General features: G+C 49.4%; 14 protein-coding genes. 2 read left to right on the forward strand and 12 right to left on the reverse strand.

The window, feature by feature from the left end:
• Positions 1-4 precede the first annotated feature (4 nt).
• From addA to M1Q06_RS11270, 3 genes are all read right to left on the reverse strand, one after another.
• Positions 5-3,610, reverse strand: coding sequence for a helicase-exonuclease AddAB subunit AddA (gene addA / locus M1Q06_RS11260; protein WP_434399627.1), 3,606 nt, complete (start codon positions 3,608-3,610; stop codon positions 5-7).
• Positions 3,588-7,064, reverse strand: coding sequence for a helicase-exonuclease AddAB subunit AddB (addB, locus tag M1Q06_RS11265; RefSeq protein WP_434399628.1), 3,477 nt, complete (start codon positions 7,062-7,064; stop codon positions 3,588-3,590). Before addB ends, addA begins: the two co-directional genes overlap by 23 nt.
• 73 nt (positions 7,065-7,137) lie before the next feature.
• On the reverse strand, positions 7,138-7,752 hold the full coding sequence (locus M1Q06_RS11270) for a TVP38/TMEM64 family protein (RefSeq protein WP_101805160.1): 615 nt from the start codon (positions 7,750-7,752) through the stop codon (positions 7,138-7,140).
• A 160-nt stretch (positions 7,753-7,912) separates the two neighbouring features.
• On the opposite strand from M1Q06_RS11270, the gene M1Q06_RS11275 reads away from it, so the two are divergent.
• Both M1Q06_RS11275 and M1Q06_RS11280 read left to right on the forward strand, forming a co-directional pair.
• Complete coding sequence (locus M1Q06_RS11275) at positions 7,913-8,605, forward strand: AzlC family ABC transporter permease (protein ID WP_434399629.1); 693 nt, start codon at positions 7,913-7,915, stop codon at positions 8,603-8,605.
• Entirely contained in the window at positions 8,605-8,913 is a 309-nt protein-coding gene (locus tag M1Q06_RS11280; RefSeq protein WP_121297889.1) for an AzlD domain-containing protein, read from the forward strand. Before M1Q06_RS11275 ends, M1Q06_RS11280 begins: the two co-directional genes overlap by 1 nt.
• Before the next feature lie 12 nt (positions 8,914-8,925).
• Here the strand turns inward: M1Q06_RS11280 and M1Q06_RS11285 are convergent, their stop codons facing one another.
• The 9 genes from M1Q06_RS11285 to M1Q06_RS11325 all read right to left on the reverse strand — a co-directional run bounded on the left by M1Q06_RS11285 (position 8,926) and on the right by M1Q06_RS11325 (position 16,967).
• The gene (locus M1Q06_RS11285) at positions 8,926-9,183 is read right to left on the reverse strand and encodes a CsbA family protein (protein ID WP_101805147.1); all 258 of its coding nucleotides are present in this window, start codon (positions 9,181-9,183) and stop codon (positions 8,926-8,928) included.
• A gap of 12 nt (positions 9,184-9,195) precedes the next feature.
• Complete coding sequence (locus M1Q06_RS11290) at positions 9,196-10,353, reverse strand: PDZ domain-containing protein (protein ID WP_434399630.1); 1,158 nt, start codon at positions 10,351-10,353, stop codon at positions 9,196-9,198.
• Between the two features lie 81 nt (positions 10,354-10,434).
• The gene (locus M1Q06_RS11295; protein WP_121297891.1) at positions 10,435-11,541 is read right to left on the reverse strand and encodes a trans-sulfuration enzyme family protein; all 1,107 of its coding nucleotides are present in this window, start codon (positions 11,539-11,541) and stop codon (positions 10,435-10,437) included.
• Positions 11,538-12,128, reverse strand: coding sequence for a peroxiredoxin family protein (locus M1Q06_RS11300; RefSeq protein WP_434399631.1), 591 nt, complete (start codon positions 12,126-12,128; stop codon positions 11,538-11,540). The genes M1Q06_RS11295 and M1Q06_RS11300 overlap by 4 nt, the downstream gene beginning before the upstream one ends.
• 168 nt (positions 12,129-12,296) lie before the next feature.
• Positions 12,297-13,811, reverse strand: a complete 1,515-nt coding sequence (locus M1Q06_RS11305; protein ID WP_434399632.1) for a murein hydrolase activator EnvC family protein — start codon at positions 13,809-13,811, stop codon at positions 12,297-12,299.
• 110 nt (positions 13,812-13,921) lie between these two features.
• Entirely contained in the window at positions 13,922-14,806 is an 885-nt protein-coding gene (ftsX, locus tag M1Q06_RS11310; protein WP_274623595.1) for a permease-like cell division protein FtsX, read from the reverse strand.
• Positions 14,796-15,482, reverse strand: a complete 687-nt coding sequence (gene ftsE / locus M1Q06_RS11315; RefSeq protein WP_121297895.1) for a cell division ATP-binding protein FtsE — start codon at positions 15,480-15,482, stop codon at positions 14,796-14,798. The genes ftsX and ftsE overlap by 11 nt, the downstream gene beginning before the upstream one ends.
• A gap of 267 nt (positions 15,483-15,749) precedes the next feature.
• On the reverse strand, positions 15,750-16,097 hold the full coding sequence (cccB, locus tag M1Q06_RS11320) for a cytochrome c551 (protein ID WP_058383362.1): 348 nt from the start codon (positions 16,095-16,097) through the stop codon (positions 15,750-15,752).
• A 54-nt stretch (positions 16,098-16,151) separates the two neighbouring features.
• Positions 16,152-16,967: a YitT family protein gene (locus M1Q06_RS11325; protein WP_407951589.1), complete on the reverse strand. Its 816-nt coding sequence runs from the start codon at positions 16,965-16,967 to the stop codon at positions 16,152-16,154.
• Positions 16,968-17,028: the final 61 nt, after the last annotated feature.

Below are 17,028 nucleotides of genomic sequence, written 5' to 3' on the forward strand. Positions count from 1 at the left end.
CCTCCTAGACTTCCACTTCTTCATTTGTAGAGAACAAATACAAGACACGCTGTTTTATCGCAATGCGCAAAATCGCTTCCACCGCTTCTTGGTACACCGATAATTGGATCGAGTAGCGCTCTTTCATGGCCGATTGGACATTGCCCATACCGCGCGTTTGGTCGGTTTTATAATCGAGCAAGATCCATTCCCCGTCTTCCTTGAACAGGCAATCGACGATCCCTTGGACGATTTGATGGTCGCCATCTTCATCAGCGCGTGCATACGTAAAAGGGACTTCCCGTCTGACATCCTCGGCGTTCATCAGGCGCTGTGCAATCGTACTGTGGAAAAACGCTTCAACTTGCTCAGCTTTGACAGCCTGCGCTTCTTCCTTCGTAAGAATTTCACGTCCTGTCAACTCGTCGAGAAATTGCCGGATCTCCTCCACATCCATCTGCCGCTCAAGCGGCAAATGCTGCATGACGGTGTGGACTGCCGTACCGATATCTGCAGCTGACAGTTTGCGATCCATCAGGAAATCCGGGCGATGCGGTGCTTTCTTTTGCGCTTTCGGCTGATAATTCTGGATGAACGATTCCGGCTCATCCGAACGCTGCAATAACTGCAGCCTCTTCATTTCCGTCACCGATTGCTTGGAACGTTTTTCGACAGCTGCCTGATGGGGATAAGCGAAGTCGAATCGGCTGTGGATCAATGCGGCATCCGCTTCGGCTTCCGGCCGGTCTTGTTGCGCTTCGAGCAAAGGCTGCGGCTCTTCCAAGGAAGCGGTCTCGACAATGTCGATGTGGAAGCGCGAATGATGATCGAGCACTTCACCGCCTACATGCAGCTCTTCGGCATCGGGATGCCTAGACACGGCGGGGCCGATCCAATCCAAATAAGATTTTGCACGCGATCGTTTAAAATCAGGCAACAGCACATCGCCCGAGACAGTCTTCCATTTTTCCAGCAAGCGGTCGATGTCTTTTATAGAGGCGGTCAAGTAGAGCTTTTCTTTCGCACGGGTCATGGCCACATACAACACCCGCATCTCTTCAGCCTTCATCTGCAATTGTTTCATTTCTTTAACGGCAAGATAAGGCAATGAAGTGTATTCGATGCGTGTATCGGGATTGACGGCCTTGACCGCTAGGCCATATTGCTGGTCGAATAAATACGGTTTGTGGAAATCCATTTCATTGAACGGCCTTCCTGTCCCAGCGAAAAAGACGACCGGAAATTCCAAGCCTTTCGATTTATGGACGGTCATGAGCCGTACGACATTTTCCTTTTCGCTCAATGATTTTGCCGTCCCAAGATCATCCCCGCGCTCCCGCATGCGGTCAATAAAGCGCAGGAACCGGAACAATCCGCGAAAAGCGGTTTTTTCGTATTCGAGCGCACGGTCATGAAGGGCGCGCAGATTCGCTTGGCGCTGCTTGCCGTTCGACATGGCACCCGCCATTTCGTAGTAATTCGTATCCAGGTAGACTTTCCAAATCAACTCCGACAACGAGCCCCTGCGCGCCAAATCCCTCCAAGTACGGAGGCTGTTCGTGAAACGGGCCAGCTTAATACGAGTCGCTTCATCCATTGTGCCGATGCGGATAAACGCTTTCAATGCATCATAAAAAGTTCCTTTTGCATCGGCAAGACGGATCGCTGCCAACTCATTTTCCTGTAGGCCGAAAAACGGCGCGCGCAACACGGCGGCAAGCGGAATATCCTGGTACGGGTTATCGATGACGCGCAATGTATTGAGCATGATCATCACTTCAAGAGCATCGAAATACCCCCCGCTCAACTCTGCGTAAAGAGGGACGCCAGCCATTTTGAATTCGTCGGAAAAGTCACCCGACCAAGTCATCGAACGCATCAAAACGACAATGTCGCGGTATTCAAGCGGGCGCTCTTTTCCGTTCCATGGATCGTGCACGAGCGTTCCCGCATCCATCATATGGCGGATCTTTTGCGCAATCCAGCGTGCTTCCCATTGCGACTTGTCCATATCGACAGTTATTTCTTCCCCTTCTTCTGTTTCCGGTTCATGGATAAGCGTCAAGTGAATCGGCACATCTTCTTCTGGATAGGGCGCTTTCGGCTTCAATGCCGCATCTTCATCGTAACTGATTTCACCGACGCGCTCGCCCATAATTTGCGAAAAGATGTAATTGGTGCCATCGAGCACTTCTTTGCGGCTCCTGAAATTGGCGTTCAAATCAATTCGCAGGCCCGTCTCGTTCGCTTCCCGGCTAAAGCGGGAATACTTGCCCAAGAACAACATCGGCTCCGCCAAACGGAAACGGTAGATGGACTGTTTAACGTCCCCTACCATGAATAAATTGCCATCTTGTTCCGATCCGGACTTCACAAGGCTGAGTATCGTTTCCTGCAGCATATTCGTATCCTGGTATTCATCAACTAGGACTTCTTTGAAGCGCGTGCGGTAATCCTGTGCAATTGCAGAAGGCTCTCCCTCATCGCTCAGGATTTCCAGCGCGTAATGCTCCAAATCCGAGAAATCCACCAAACCGCGGTCAATTTTAAGGGCCTTGTATTCTTCCGCAAAACGCTTCGTCAAATCAACCAATGTCCGCATAAGCGGCGCCATTTCGCGCATTTCCACAAGCAGGCGCTCAGGGGCGCGGGTGAAATACCCCTCTTTCACATCATTGAACAGTTTTTTCGCTTCATTTCTCCGTGCTTTCGCTTCTTCCGCCAACTGCGGGTCGCAGGAATCCTTTTTCACGGATGCTAAACGCTCCCATTTAATGTTCTGGGCATAAGCATGAAGCGATGCCCAAGATTCATCCAGTGCGTCGATTGCGGCGCGAATCAGCGTAGCATCCATCCGGAAGTTCTCTTCCAATACGGCAGGGCCGTCCGGACGGGTGGCTATCTCCCAACCTTCATCAAGTAGATTAAGCGCCGCTTCAAAACTATGACGTATCGTCATCTTCAGCTCTTCCATAAATGGCAATTCATCAATTGTGGCATGTTCCGGCACATCGTATAACGTTGGCAATTGTTCGAGCCAAGCTTCCGGTTCAGGATGCACACGTGAATAATCGTATAGTTTGCCCAACAGGAGCTCCATTGCCTGGTCGCTGCGGTCAGAAGTAAAACTGTCTGCGAGCCTGTAGACCTTCTCGCGCCCTTCGCCTTCGTACGCGGATTCAAGCACCGCTTCCATGACGTCATCACGAAGCAAGGCCGCTTCCGTATCTCCCGCAATGCGGAAGCCAGGGTCAATTTCCAGCAGATAGGCGTACTGCTTCACGACTTGCAGGCAGAACGAATGCAAAGTCGAAATCTGTGCTTTATTGATCAGCCGCAGCTGCTTTTTCAAGTGAACGGATTCTGGCTGTTCCGTGACCGCCTGCTCAAGCGCCGCTGACATGCGGTGGCGCATTTCCGCTGCCGATGCGTTCGTGAAGGTGACGACCAAAAGCTCATCGACGGATATCGGATCTTGTTCATCGAGCACTTTTTCGATCATCCGGTTGATCAGGACAGCCGTTTTCCCGGAACCTGCCGCAGCCGATACGAGCATATCCTGTCCCTTTGCCCATATCGCCTGCCATTGTTCATCGGTCCATGTAGCATCATTCGGTTTTTCCGGTATCATCAGCGCTCAACTCCTTGCGTATTTTCTCCACTGCCTGGTCAGAGCTCAACACCGGCAATTTGCGGTAGCTTTGTTCGGGATCACTCGGGTCGAATTGGCACACCGCACGGAAATTACAGAATTGGCAAGGCGTGTCATCTTTCAAGCGGTATGGTGAAACGGCTGTATTGCCGTCAAGAATGCCATTCCCTGCCCCTTGGTGTTTTTTCCGGACAAATTTGCGGATGGTTTCCATATCGTCTTTTTCGACTGTTTTCGATGAACCCTTCGAGATCGAGCCGTTTTTATTGAGCCGCACTGGAATGACATTCGAATAGCCATCGATCTGATCATCCATCGCTTGTATGACTTCCGGATCTTCAACAACCAAACCGTTCATCTTGAATGATTTCGCAAGCTCTTCTTCCAGTTCTTCAGCGGTCAATAATTTTGTCATTTTCAACATTGGGTTATGCATATGGAAATACAGCACCCCTGCCGGTTCCGCCTGCTCCCCAAGCCAGCGCTTCGAATGGGTCAAGGCCACATCCAAATAAGTAAAAGTTTGCAGGGCCAGGCCATGGTACACTTCGCCGAGATCCAGGCCCTGCTTGGATGATTTATAATCGACGACCCGCAAATACGGCTTGCCGCCGATATCGGTCGAATCGATGCGGTCAATACGCCCCCTGACATTCATCTTGCGCCCGCGTTCGAGCGGAATGTCGAGCGGCGGAATCGCTTCTTTCGTGCCGAAGCCCACTTCAAGCGCGACCGGCACGAAGCCGGATACTTGTGCATGCTTGCTCAACATGAAAGCTGTTTGGCGGATGATGCCTTCAAGTTTGTACTGGATATAGCGATAGCGATGCGAACTCAACAGGATCTGGTTGACAAAATAAGGCGATAATTGTTCGATCGCCCGCTTGGCGAGATCTGCGCATTGTTCTTTGCTTAACGACGACCAGGAAACGCCGAGTTGCATCACTTCATCGGAAATCCATTTGATTGCGGCATGGAATAAATCTCCCATTGCCGGCGCAGCCAGACGGTATTGGCTGCGTTCTTCGAGTTTCAAGCCGTAAGCTGCATAATGGGCAAATTGGCAGCTATGATAGGTCTCGATGCGGGATACGCTCGAAGCGATCGGTGCACCATAAAGCGATTCAGCGATCTCTTCCGATAGCTTTTCAGCTTTGCCATGGCTCAAAGGCTTGAACACCTGGTGGATGATCGACGACCACAACGGGTCTTCGCGGTAATAATCGAGCACGGCCTGCCACTGTCCGGTAAGCTCTCCGCTCCTGATTTGGGCAGCCAAATGCGAAAGCGTTGCACGCGGATGGCTAATGTATTCCAAGGCATCCGGCTCATGCAGCTCTTCCGGGCCGATCGCTGCCAATTTGGGCTCAAGCTGAAGCAAATCGGCGATTTTTTTGATATATAAAGAAGGCAATAAGGCCTTCCCTTCTTCGTCCGCAATCGGGTAAGAGACGTTCAGCCGATCGGAAGCGGAAGAGAACGAGCGATAGGCCATATAGGTTTCATCCATCAAACGCATACGGGAGCTCGGCGCGAGTTCGATGCCGATTTTTTGGAACCACTCGCGCTCTGCATCTGTCAAGAGCCCTTCGTGTTCGATGCGTTGCGGCAAGACGCCGTCATTTGCGCCGATGATAAAGACCGACCGGATGTCCATCAGGCGTGCCAGGTCCATTTTGGCGATGGTCACTTGATCTAGCGACGGCGGTATGCGGGAGAACTCCAGAGTTTCGAAGCCTTCATCGAGAATCCGTGCCGCGCTTTGAAGGTCCAGTTCTTTGTCCCCGAACATCAGGACAAATTGATCGAGCACACCGACCCATTGATTCCACGCCTGCTCGTGCTCCGTCGCAGCAAGCAATTGATGATCGGCTTCTTCGCGGTCTTTCAGCAGCTGGATTTTCGCATAAACATCGAGCTCTTCGATGAACTGAAACAGCGCTGTAGCAAAGTCACGGCCGGTGACGCAATCGCCGAGGCGTGTTTTCAAGCGCTCAAGCGGGTCGCGCACAACATCCCGGACAGTTTGCAATTCCATCTGGAGCGCCAATTCTTCGTCCGTCTGGATGCCTGAATGAAATTCGAGCCCGCGATATTTTTTATAGATCCAACGCTTGTCATCAAACCAGCGGTCTCCGTAGATGCCATTGGCAAGGACGAAATTCTCCAATTGGTCCCCTCGCTCCCGCCATTTGCTGACATTGCCTTCAGGAAAGAACAAATCCGTCTTCAACGCCCGGAAAATTGGTTCATACGCATAATTGCCGATGACCGCTTCGAGTGCGGAGCGGCTGAATTCGATCAGTGGGTGATGAAGCATTGACTTTTTCTGGCTGATGAAATAAGGGATTTCGTATTGAGGAAAAATAGTGTTGATCAATTCGTCGTACACTTCCGGCTGGCGGTACAGCACCGCAATATCGTTATAGCGGCAACCATCCATCACTTGCTGTCGGATCGACCGCGCAAGCTCATGGATTTCAGCACGGCGGTTGGACGCTTCGACCAATTCGACAGCCCCTTGCCCTTCAATGGACGGGGCAGGAAAGGTTTCGATGAAGCGTTCGATATGCAGAAGTTCCTCGTTCATGAAACGTTTTGGCTCTTGCAGGTATACTTCCGGTTCCAGCCCGATTCCTTCCGATGCGGCAAGATCCGTAAGCCGGCTTGCCGTGACGGCGGATTGGTAGAATAACGACTGTTCATCCTCCGTACTGCTTGTGTCATCCATCGGCAAGACGATCGTCACCGATTTGGCATGTTTCAATAACTCTTCAATGATTTGGAACTCGCGCGCTGTAAAGCTAACGAACCCATCGATATAAATAGCCGAATGCTTGATTGTTTCCGAATGGCGGATTTTCTCGCTCAATAATCCGAGATGGCCTTCGGAATCCACGAACACTTTGCCTAGCCTGCGGTCGATTTCCAGCAAGATAAGTTCGAGATCTGCTGCCTTGTCCTGCAGCGTCCTCGGGGCTCCGGCTGTTTCAAGAGATGACCGGATGGTGCCGAGTTCATCGCAATCGATGCAATAACGGGAAAACTCTTTGATCAATTGCTCAATTTGGTCGGTGAAGCCCCGTTTGCCTGCGGCTCTTCTAAATAAATGAAATTCATCCTTATGTTCTTCGAGCAGGCTGCGGATCAGCATGCGGTAGCCGAATGTGTCGATTTCCTTGCGGCTGATCCCGCCGACCTCTTGCAACACGCGCCAGGCAAGGCGCTTGAAAGTCACGGCCTGCGCACGGATCATGCCGTTCATGCCGTATGCGGCGGACAAACGATACTCCGTAGAAAAAGACATCTGGTCGGGGACGATAAGAAATATTGGATCCCCATCCGCTTGGTCTTTCAAACTATCGGCGATTTCTTCTTGGACAAAACGGGTTTTTCCGGTACCGGCGCGCCCGTAGACAATTCGTAAAGACATATAATGCACTCCTTTTCAAAAAGAACATCTGTTCTTATTATACAATAAACAATCGAAAAGAACGACTTTCCTGTTAAGATAGCCGTTCTTTTTCGCGTTCTTCTTTCGCCCTTTTGAAGTCGGCTTCCACTTTTTTGTTGAGCCGCTTCTCCAAAATTTTCCCGATAACATAAAGCAGTACGATGACAGCAATGACGATACCTGTCCGGATCGGCTGTGTGAACAAAGCGCGGATATCATAGCCGACGTATGAAATCGTCAAGACCATGACGAATTTGCCCGCCATCAAGGTCAATAAGTAATAATGGCGGCTGATATTCGATAGCCCGGCCACTAAGTTGACCAATGCCGACGGCGTAAACGGGAAACACAGCAGCAAGAACAAAGGGCCGAAGCCGTTGCGCTCCACCCAATGGATGAGCCTTTCGACTTTCTCATGGCGCGTCATGAAATTCATGAATCGCGCTTGCCCGAACTTGCGGATCAGCAGGAAAACGGTATACGAACCGGCGACTGCCCCGCCCCATGACAGGAGGAACCCGAGCCATAGGCCATAGGCTGTCGCATTGGCGAAGACGAAGACAAAGAGCGGCAAAAACGGCAAAAACGATTCAATGAACGGCAGCAAAAACCCGATGAGCGGGCCAAATGCCCGGTAAGATTGCGTTAACTCGACAATGTTTTCCATAGTGAAAAAATCCGACATAGGCTCATTCCTTTTAAATTGCGCGATTTTTCAATAATGAATCTAAAAACAGGAGAAAATATGCTATGCTATTATAATTACTTTACACTCTTTCTCCCGTTTTGGAAAAGAGAAATACTTGCGGCAAAAGGAGCGGAATAAATTGCAAGAACACGGATTCTCTTCAGGGCTGAAAGCCGGCGCCAGCATTGCCATCGGTTATTTCCCGGTTGCGTTGACTTTTGGGCTGCTGGCCAAAACGACAGGTTTATCACTCATCGAAGCGACCGCCATGAGCATTTTCGTCTTTGCCGGCGCTGCCCAGTACATATCACTTTCCCTTATCACAGCCGGTGTACTCCCGGCGCTCATTGTCGTCAATACGTTCATCGTCAACATCCGCCACTTTTTGATGACAGCGGCATTGAATGAAAAGATGGAACCGGATGCCCGCTGGAAAAAAGCGCTGTACGCATTCGGCATTACCGATGAAACGTTTACGGTGCTAGCCACTCAACCGGGCGACAAAATCCGTACCTCATTTGCCGCGGGCGTCATCGTTATTTCCTACGGAAGCTGGGTTGTGTTCACTTCTCTCGGCCATTTGATCGGCACAAGCCTCCCTGCGTTTTTGCAAGCTTCCATGTCGATCGCGCTTTATGCGATGTTCGTCGGCTTGCTCGTGCCGTCCATGAAAGGCAATAGGAAAGTCGTCAGCCTGGCATTTATTGCCGCACTCTTCAACTCGATGTTCTATTTCACCGGTTGGCTGTCCACTGGCTGGGCGATCATGGTGTCGACGCTTGCTTCAGCGATCATCATTGAACTGATTTCACGGAAAGGAGTTGCCGCCTGATGGGTGCTTGGTTTTGGTGGATGATTTTTGGAATGGCCGTTGTTACATATATTCCACGTGCAATACCGTTAACCTTTTTGGAAGGCCGTGAATTACCGGAAGCCGTGCAGAATGTTTTGCGCAATATTCCTTATGCCGTGCTCGGCGCATTGATTTTTCCGGCTGTGTTCTTTATACAGGAAAACGTCTGGTTCGGCGTAATCGGGGCCGCATCCGCATTTGCCATCGCGTTTACCGGGGCGAACGTTATCCTCGTCGTACTCGGGACCATTGCCATTCTCTCCGTATACGGACTTTGGTTCGGATAAGAAAAAAAGCCGTCACTCATTTTCATGAGCTTCGGCTTTTTTTCTTTTATGATACATATTGCTCGCATACCAGAAACCAGCTGTTAACGAAGCGGCGTTGACGACAAACAATAGCCACGTATGTGTGAAGCCGGCATAAACGGCCGCGGCAATCAATGCCACGGTCAATATGAGGCCGACATAATGGTTGAACGTCACGCGCGTAAACAGGATAACAAGAAGCCCGGGCACAAACAGCGATAGGAAAAACTTAGTCACCATTGACTCCATATTCTTCTCTCCTTACTCGACAATCAAGAGACCCAGGCGGTGATGGTCATGGCGGAAGACGACATGCTGCCGCAAACGCATTTCCAGGTTATGATCGATTACTTCCAGGCGGCAATGCGCTGCATTGAGCTGGATCGCTTCGTATAGTTCTGTTTCATTCGTTACGGTCGTGCCGTTCACTTTGCGGATGATTTCCCCGCGCACAAGCCCCATCTTCTCTGCCGGAGATCCCGGAAGCACGTCGATGATTATGACGCCTTGCGCTTGTGGTGTCACGGTGTAATTCCCGCTGCGCTCTTTCTGTGCATAATACAAGCTAATTCCCAAACGGAACAATGCTCCGGCGGCCAGCGCGATAATCGCCATCGGCTGCCAAAGAAAACCGAATAAGGCAAGGACGATCGTCAACACAGCTGACCAAGCGACCGATTTCGCGATTTTTGGATACAAATAAACAGGCAGCGTGCGTTTGCTGCGCCCTTGGAAACCAAATACCAGCGGGAACAAAATGAATGAAAAGGCCGTTTCCCCGATCGGCAGCTGTGGCCAGTACGGTGCGTATTCGGAAATCATTTCTCCAGGGACGACCAGAACAGCCGGTATCAGCCATAGGCGGCGTGAAATATAGGCAGCGGCACGCAATCCGCGAGCCGATTTATGCAAACGCGGCGAAGCGGCAGCAGCAGCTGACTTTTCGACCATGCGGCTTTCGATGAATAGCAAAAGCCCTGCAATCAACGCGACTGAAATGAGCCAGCCGTCCGCAAGCCCCCTGCCCGTCATTTCGGCGAACCCTAGATTGATCACCCAATCATTGGCTTCGAACAACCAGACGACCAGCGCTGCCGCTCCCGCCAAATAGACGAAAGAAGCCAGGTGGTAAAAACCTGTCAGCATGACGATAATGCTCACGATGCTGAGTGCAATCAACCATTCCATCGGCACTGCCAAACCGGCAGCAGCCACGATGACCGATAAGATTAACGCATACAACCAGCCATCTTTCAGCAAGCGTTTAAATTCTGTTCCGCCATACACGATCCGCGTGCGGAAAATGCGGCGTTCTTTTTTAACGCGAAAATATCCAAGCATCGTCGCAGCAAATAATGCGACATAAAAAACAGGGTTAAGAAAAAACATGGCGATCGCCATCAAAAAATCCGTTAACACTCCACTGACACCATCCTTAAGCTAAATGAACTTATCTTCCATTGTACCAAAGATGCAGGGATAGCCCTACATCTTTTTCAATCAGTTAAATGCCTGCTGCAGCTGCCCAAGGATATCTTCAATGCCTTCGATTCCGGCGGAAAGCCTGACGACCCGCTCAGTTACACCGATCCGCGCTTTTTCTTCTGCGGATAATGCACGGTGAGACGTGCCGAATGGATAAGAGACGGTCGTTTCGACACCAGCCAAAGTCGGAACGATCTTGATCCAGCCGAGTGAAGAAAAGAAGGCTGAGACGTCGGCAGTTTCAGGAAGTTCAAATGAAACAATCGCGCCCTTCCCCGGATACCACACCCGTGCCTTGTCTTGCAGGAAGTCGGCAATCGCCTGTGCATTGGCGTTTTGCTTTTCCATACGAAGCGCCAAGGTCTTGATGCCGCGTATCGTTAGCCATGCTTCAAAAGGACTTAAGTTCATGCCGAGATTCACGACACGTTTTGTGGCTTCTTCGATTAAAGCGGGATCGCCTACCAATACGCCTGATGTGACATCACTATGCCCGCCAAGGTACTTGGTGGCGCTATGTACGACCAAATCCACGCCTTGTGTATAAGGTGTAAACGTATAAGGCGTCGCGAATGTATTATCGATCATCACTTTAACGCCGTATTGATTTTTCAATTGGACGAGCCCTTCGATGTCTTCGATCCGCAAAAAAGGATTGGTAATCGATTCGCTCACCATCAATTTCACTTCAGGGAAATCGACCAAAATCTGCTCAATCGTTCCGCTTTCCGAGAAATCAGCGAAATGGACCGTAATGCCAAGCCTTCTCAATTCTTCCTTCAGCAAGTGGAAAGTTCCTCCGTATACATCCTCTGCGGCGAGGATATGGTCTCCCGCTTCTGCGACGGACAGGATACCCGCGAGTATCGCGGACATGCCCGAAGACGCAGCAACGCCTTTCGGTGCACCTTCTAGCTGTGCGACCGTCTGGCCGAGTGCATCCGTGTTCGGATTAGCTGTCCGCGTGTAGAGATAAGTTCCGTTTCCTTCGTAATAGCCTTCCAACTCTTCTAAAGAAGAGAAAGAAAAGGCGGATGTTTGGTAGATTGGCATGACTTTCGGGCGGATTGTCCGCTCTTCCATTCCCGCTGTGTGTACAGATTTCGTATCGATTGATGTCATTGTGATTCCCCCTCATTGATTTCTTCGATAAATCCATTCATCATTTCTTCATCCATCGGGCCGACAATTTTATGCAAGATACGGCCTTCTCTGTCTATGATATAGGAAGTCGGAATGGAAAACGCTTGGTAGAGCGCGCCAATATCTCCATCCACATCCATCGGAATCGGAAAGCTCAAGCCGAACTCTTGAACAAAGTTTTTAATTTCCGTCATGCCGCGGTCTTCTGTCGTCAAATTGACAGCTACCACTTCGACATCTTTATCCTGTTGATTCTCATAGAAAGTTTGCATATGCGGCATTTCTGCTCGGCAAGGGGGGCACCATGTCGCCCAAAAATTAAGGATGACCGCTTTGCCCCGGTAATCCGACAAGCGCATGTCCTCACCTTTCAAAGTCGTCAATTCGAAGTCGGGAGCGAGTTCGCCTTTTGCCAGCCCTTCATCGGTCGGCAAAAAATCGACGGTGCTGCCAAGGGCCATTTTATTCAGTGCGCGGTCTTCTTTTTGGCTATCAAAGACAGCCCATACCGCTAGAATAATGACCAAAATGGCTGCTATCAGAAGCCCGATCACTTTTTTCGACATTCTTTTCACTCCATTCCGTTACCATCATACGATAAACGAACTGTCCGTAGCCAGTAAATTCGCCGGAATTGTTCCGCAACAAATTGTGTCCATAAAAAAACCGCCAAGCCCCTTTCCGAAACTTCACTAGTCATGAAGCGGAAAGAATGGCTTTGGCGGCTTTTTGGATTAATAAGAAAGATAATTGGCTGGGTTCACAGCGTTGCTACGCGAACCATTCCAAGATCCCACGTGGATTTCAAAATGTAAGTGTGGCCCTGTCGAACGTCCGGTATTGCCCATTCCGCCGATAAACTGGCGTTGGCCGACTTTTTGGCCGACCGATACGCCAATCGAACTTAAGTGTGCATATGCTGTCGCATATGGTTGCCCGTTAATCGAATGGTTGATGATGATGACATTCCCGTAACCGCCCATTGACCCTGCAAATGATACATATCCAGCAGCTGAAGCAACAACCGGCGTGCCTGGGCTATTGGCGATATCGTAGCCAAGATGCGTTTCCGCGCCGTCTCCGATATCACGTCCGCCGAATCCTGATGTATGGCGTCCTGATGCCGGCATCACGAAGTTTGCTGATGGCTTGACGACTGGCGCCGGAGCCGGTGCTGGCGTTGGAGTTGGTGCTGGTGCCGGGCTTGCGGTGCTGGCACTTGCTGATGAAGATTTAGTTGCTGCTTTTTCGGCTGCTGCTTTTTCAGCTGCCGCTTTTTCGGCTGCTGCCCGTTCAGCTGCTGCTTTCTCTGCTGCTGCACGCTCAGCTGCGGCCTTTTCTGCAGCGGCTTTTTCAGCTGCCGCTTTCCGTTCAGCTTCTGCAATACGCGTACGTTCAGCTTCTTCTTGCTGAGCCAGTTTCGCCATGCGAGCTTGCTGTCCCATAATCTGCTTCTCGACTGCAGCGCTGACTTCAAGCGCCTCTTCATGCTGTGCTTCCAAATTGTTTTTCTCTGAAGCTAAACGTTTCTGTTCTGCTTCCATTTGCTTTTTCAATCCAGCTTGTTCTTTTTTCTGGCTATCCAATGATGCTTTCAAAGAAACCAGTTCAGCGCGACGCTCTTCTTGATTGGCAAGAATCGTTTCAACCGCTTCTTTTTTTGCAGCCAATTCTTTTTTGTCGGCTGCTTGTTCACGCATGATTTCACGGTCAGCTTCGATCAAAGTGTTGACTGCCGAAAAACGGTCGATAAAATCGATAAAGCTATTGGCGCCAAGTAGAACATCTATGTAATCGACAGACCCACCGCTCAACTGGATGGCGCGCGCACGTTCTTTCAATAGTTCAGTGCGTTCGTCAATTTTACGTTCGAGTTCTTTGATCGCTTCTTTTAATTCATCGATTTCTTCTTTGGTTTGGTCGATTTCAGCTTGTACTGTATCGATTTTAGACTGTGTTTCCTGCATTTTCTTATCCAATTGCTGGATTTCCGAAACGATGCGGTCAAGCTTCGAAGACGTTTTCTTGATCTCGCCTTCTTTCTTCTCGATGCCTGAGCTCAGGTCTTCTTCTTTTTCTTCCAATTCCTTGCGTTCTTTTTCCAATTTCTGCTGTTCTTTTTGGACTTGCTGTTGCTCCTGTTCCAATTCATCAAGCTTGCTAGTGTTTGCGTGTGCAGTAGGCATTAACAAAGACAATGCGAGAATTGATGAAACGCCGGACAACATCAATTTAGACTTCGAATTCAAGTTCGTTTTCCCCCTTGGATTTACGTTCTTTTTCTATGTCTGTATTTTATTTCCTAATTTATGTAAGCTTTAGGCCTATGGTTAAGATGCGACCATAGGCCTTTGATTGATTATACACGTAAGAATTTGCGAATGGACATAAAACTTCCCCAAATCCCGATAAAGACACCCATCGCCAAGATCAACGCGCTCACTTGGTAGATGAAAGGTGAAAACTCAAGTAGTTGGAAGAGTTCCCCGCTGAGCCGCGGTTGTGCAAATTCCGTAATCTTCTGGTAAAGAAGTACAACGAGGCCGATCGGTATAATGGAACCGAGAATCCCGAGCCACATGCCTTCGAGAATGAACGGAACACGGACAAACCAATTGGTCGCCCCGACTAGTTTCATGATCTCGATTTCGGTGCGGCGCGCCACGATTGTGATGCGGATCGTATTCGAAATCAAGAACATCGCCGTAAACAATAGAGCTAGAATAAGGATCAGGCCGACATTGCGCCCTGCGTTAAGGAAATTGAAAAGCTTCTCAATTTTTCCTTCCCCATATTCCACGTCTTCGATATATTCAAGGGCAGCAATTTCTGTTGCTACTGTTTCTGTCTGCTGAGGTTCTGTCGCTTTTACATAGAAAACGTCAAACAATGGATTGCTTTGCTCGAATAGGCTAAGCTCTTCACCAAAGTCGAGCACAAGATCCGTCAACTCTTCTTCTTTCGTTGAAAAGTCGGCTGATTCAACGCCATCGAGCCCGGATATCTCTTCTTCAAGCTCTGCAATTTCCTCTTCTTCCGCATCCAGTGACACGAACACTTTGATTTCGACATCGTTTTCCAGGTCATCGGCGATTTTGTTCAAGTTCATCATGATCATGACGAACACGCCAACAAGCAGCAAAGTTACGGTAACGGCGCTGACAGATGCAAACGTCATCCAGCCGTTTCTGCCAAGGCTCTTGAGGCTTTCTTTGATATGGCGGCCAAATGTTCTAATCTTCATAGCCGTAATCACCTCCGGCTGCGTCTCGGACAATCAGCCCGCCTTCAATAGCGATGACGCGATGTCTTAACTTGTTGACGATCTCACGGTTATGGGTTGCCATGATGATGGTGGTCCCTGTCGAGTTGATCTGTTCGAAAAGATTCATGATGTCCCAAGACGTATCCGGGTCAAGGTTACCCGTCGGCTCATCAGCGATCATGATTTTCGGCGTATTGACAATCGAACGGGCGATTGAAACGCGTTGCTGTTCGCCTCCGGACAATTCACGCGGAAACATCTTCGCTTTGTGCTTTAGCCCGACCATGTCCAGCACTTCCATGACACGCTCTTTGATGATTTGTGGTTTCTCCTCGATGACCTCGAGTGCAAACGCAACATTTTCATAGACGTTCAGGCGTGGCAATAGTTTGAAATCCTGGAACACGACGCCGATGTCGCGCCGTAGAAATGGCACTTTCCGGTTCTTCAATTTTGCGATATCTTTTCCGTCGACAAGCATTTGCCCTGAAGACGGGCGTTCTTCACGGTACATCATTTTGATGAACGTGGATTTACCAGCTCCGCTCGGGCCGACGATGTATACAAATTCGCCCTGGGCAATCTCAACATTTAATCCGTTGAGTGCCACAATGCCGTTCGGATATTTTTTGTAGACATTCTTCATTTGTATCATTAAATAAACCACCTATATCACTTGGCATTTCGCCAAATTTTATTTCCCAAGTACATAGCAAATTTTGCAGCACGGTTATTATAACACTCCTAAACCCCTTTTTTGTTACAGTTACATTTCAATTCAGACTCAGTCTCGATACAAAGAATTATCTGAAATTTTAATAATATAAGGTCTTAGTTCATCAATAATTACCTTATTTTTACCATATATCTATAATAATGCCTTGTTTTATGGCAAAAAAAATAAACCGGGCAAAATGCCGGTTTATTGTTGGTTCGCAAGATATTCTGCTACGGCTTGCGCTTCTTCGCCCTCGATGATGTTCGGAGGCATTGCACCTTGGCCATTTTCAATGACTGATAGGATTTCTTCTTGTGACAAGCGCGATCCTACATCATTCAATGCTGGGAAGTTGCCTTGGCCCTCTAAGTTTTCACCGTGGCATGAAATACAGTTTTGCTGAATGACTGCTTCTGCATCCACTGTCGTTGTTTCAGTTTCTGTATCGCCGCCTGTATCAGCTGGTTCCTCAGGAGATGTTTCTTCCCCGCCGCCACATGCGCCAAGTACGAGAACTGAACCGAACAATACGGTCATCAATTGCTTTTTCATGGAAATCCTCCTCTTTGTCTTGCTATTTTTACCTTCTATAGGAGTATACCAAATTTAGGCACGTTTGAAACCTTCCCCGAGCACTTCGGAAGCGTCGGACACAATTACGAAGGCTTGCGGGTCAATCAATTTAACCAATTGTTTCAACCTTGTAAATTCTGTCTGCGGTATCACGACCATCAAAATCGGCTTTTCATTTCCGGAGTAGCCGCCGGTCGCTGTCAATTCCGTTACGCCTCTATCGACTTCATCATAAATGGCATCCCGGATCTCCACTTGCTTGTTCGTTATGATGTATACCATCTTCGAGCGGCTGAAACCGACCTGCACCAAATCGATGGTTTTGGTTGTCAGGTACAATCCGATCAATGCATACAGTCCCTTTTCGATGTCAAAAACGATGGCAGCTGCCAATACGATCATCCCGTCGATGATCGCGACGCTTGTGCCGAGAGTCAGGCCGGTGTATTTGGTGATGATCTGCGCGGCAAGATCGGTTCCGCCAGTCGATGCTTTCCCACGGAACACGATTCCCAGCCCGAGACCGACCATGATGCCGCCAAACAAAGAGCCTAGCAGTGGATCTCTCGTCCAAGCTTCCCAATCTTCAGTCATGAACACAACTAGCGGCAAAAACACCGTGCCGACTGCCGTCTTGATGCCGAAATTTTTCCCGAGCAAAATGACGCCCGAAATAAACAGCGGAATATTGAATGCCCATTGGACGAATGCCGGTTTCCATTCGAACAACCCAAATAGAATCGTACTGATGCCGCTGACTCCGCCTGAGGCCACTTCATTCGGCAATAGGAACACGTTGAATGAAATGGCGACGATTGCCGCTCCTGCCAAGACGGAGATATAATCCATCACGCTTGTTAAAACCGGATGTGGATCTTTTGATTTGCGTATATTTCGTTTACCCATAAGC

The organism is Planococcus sp. 11815 (genome assembly GCF_051096385.1).
Lineage (GTDB): Bacteria > Bacillota > Bacilli > Bacillales_A > Planococcaceae > Planococcus > Planococcus citreus.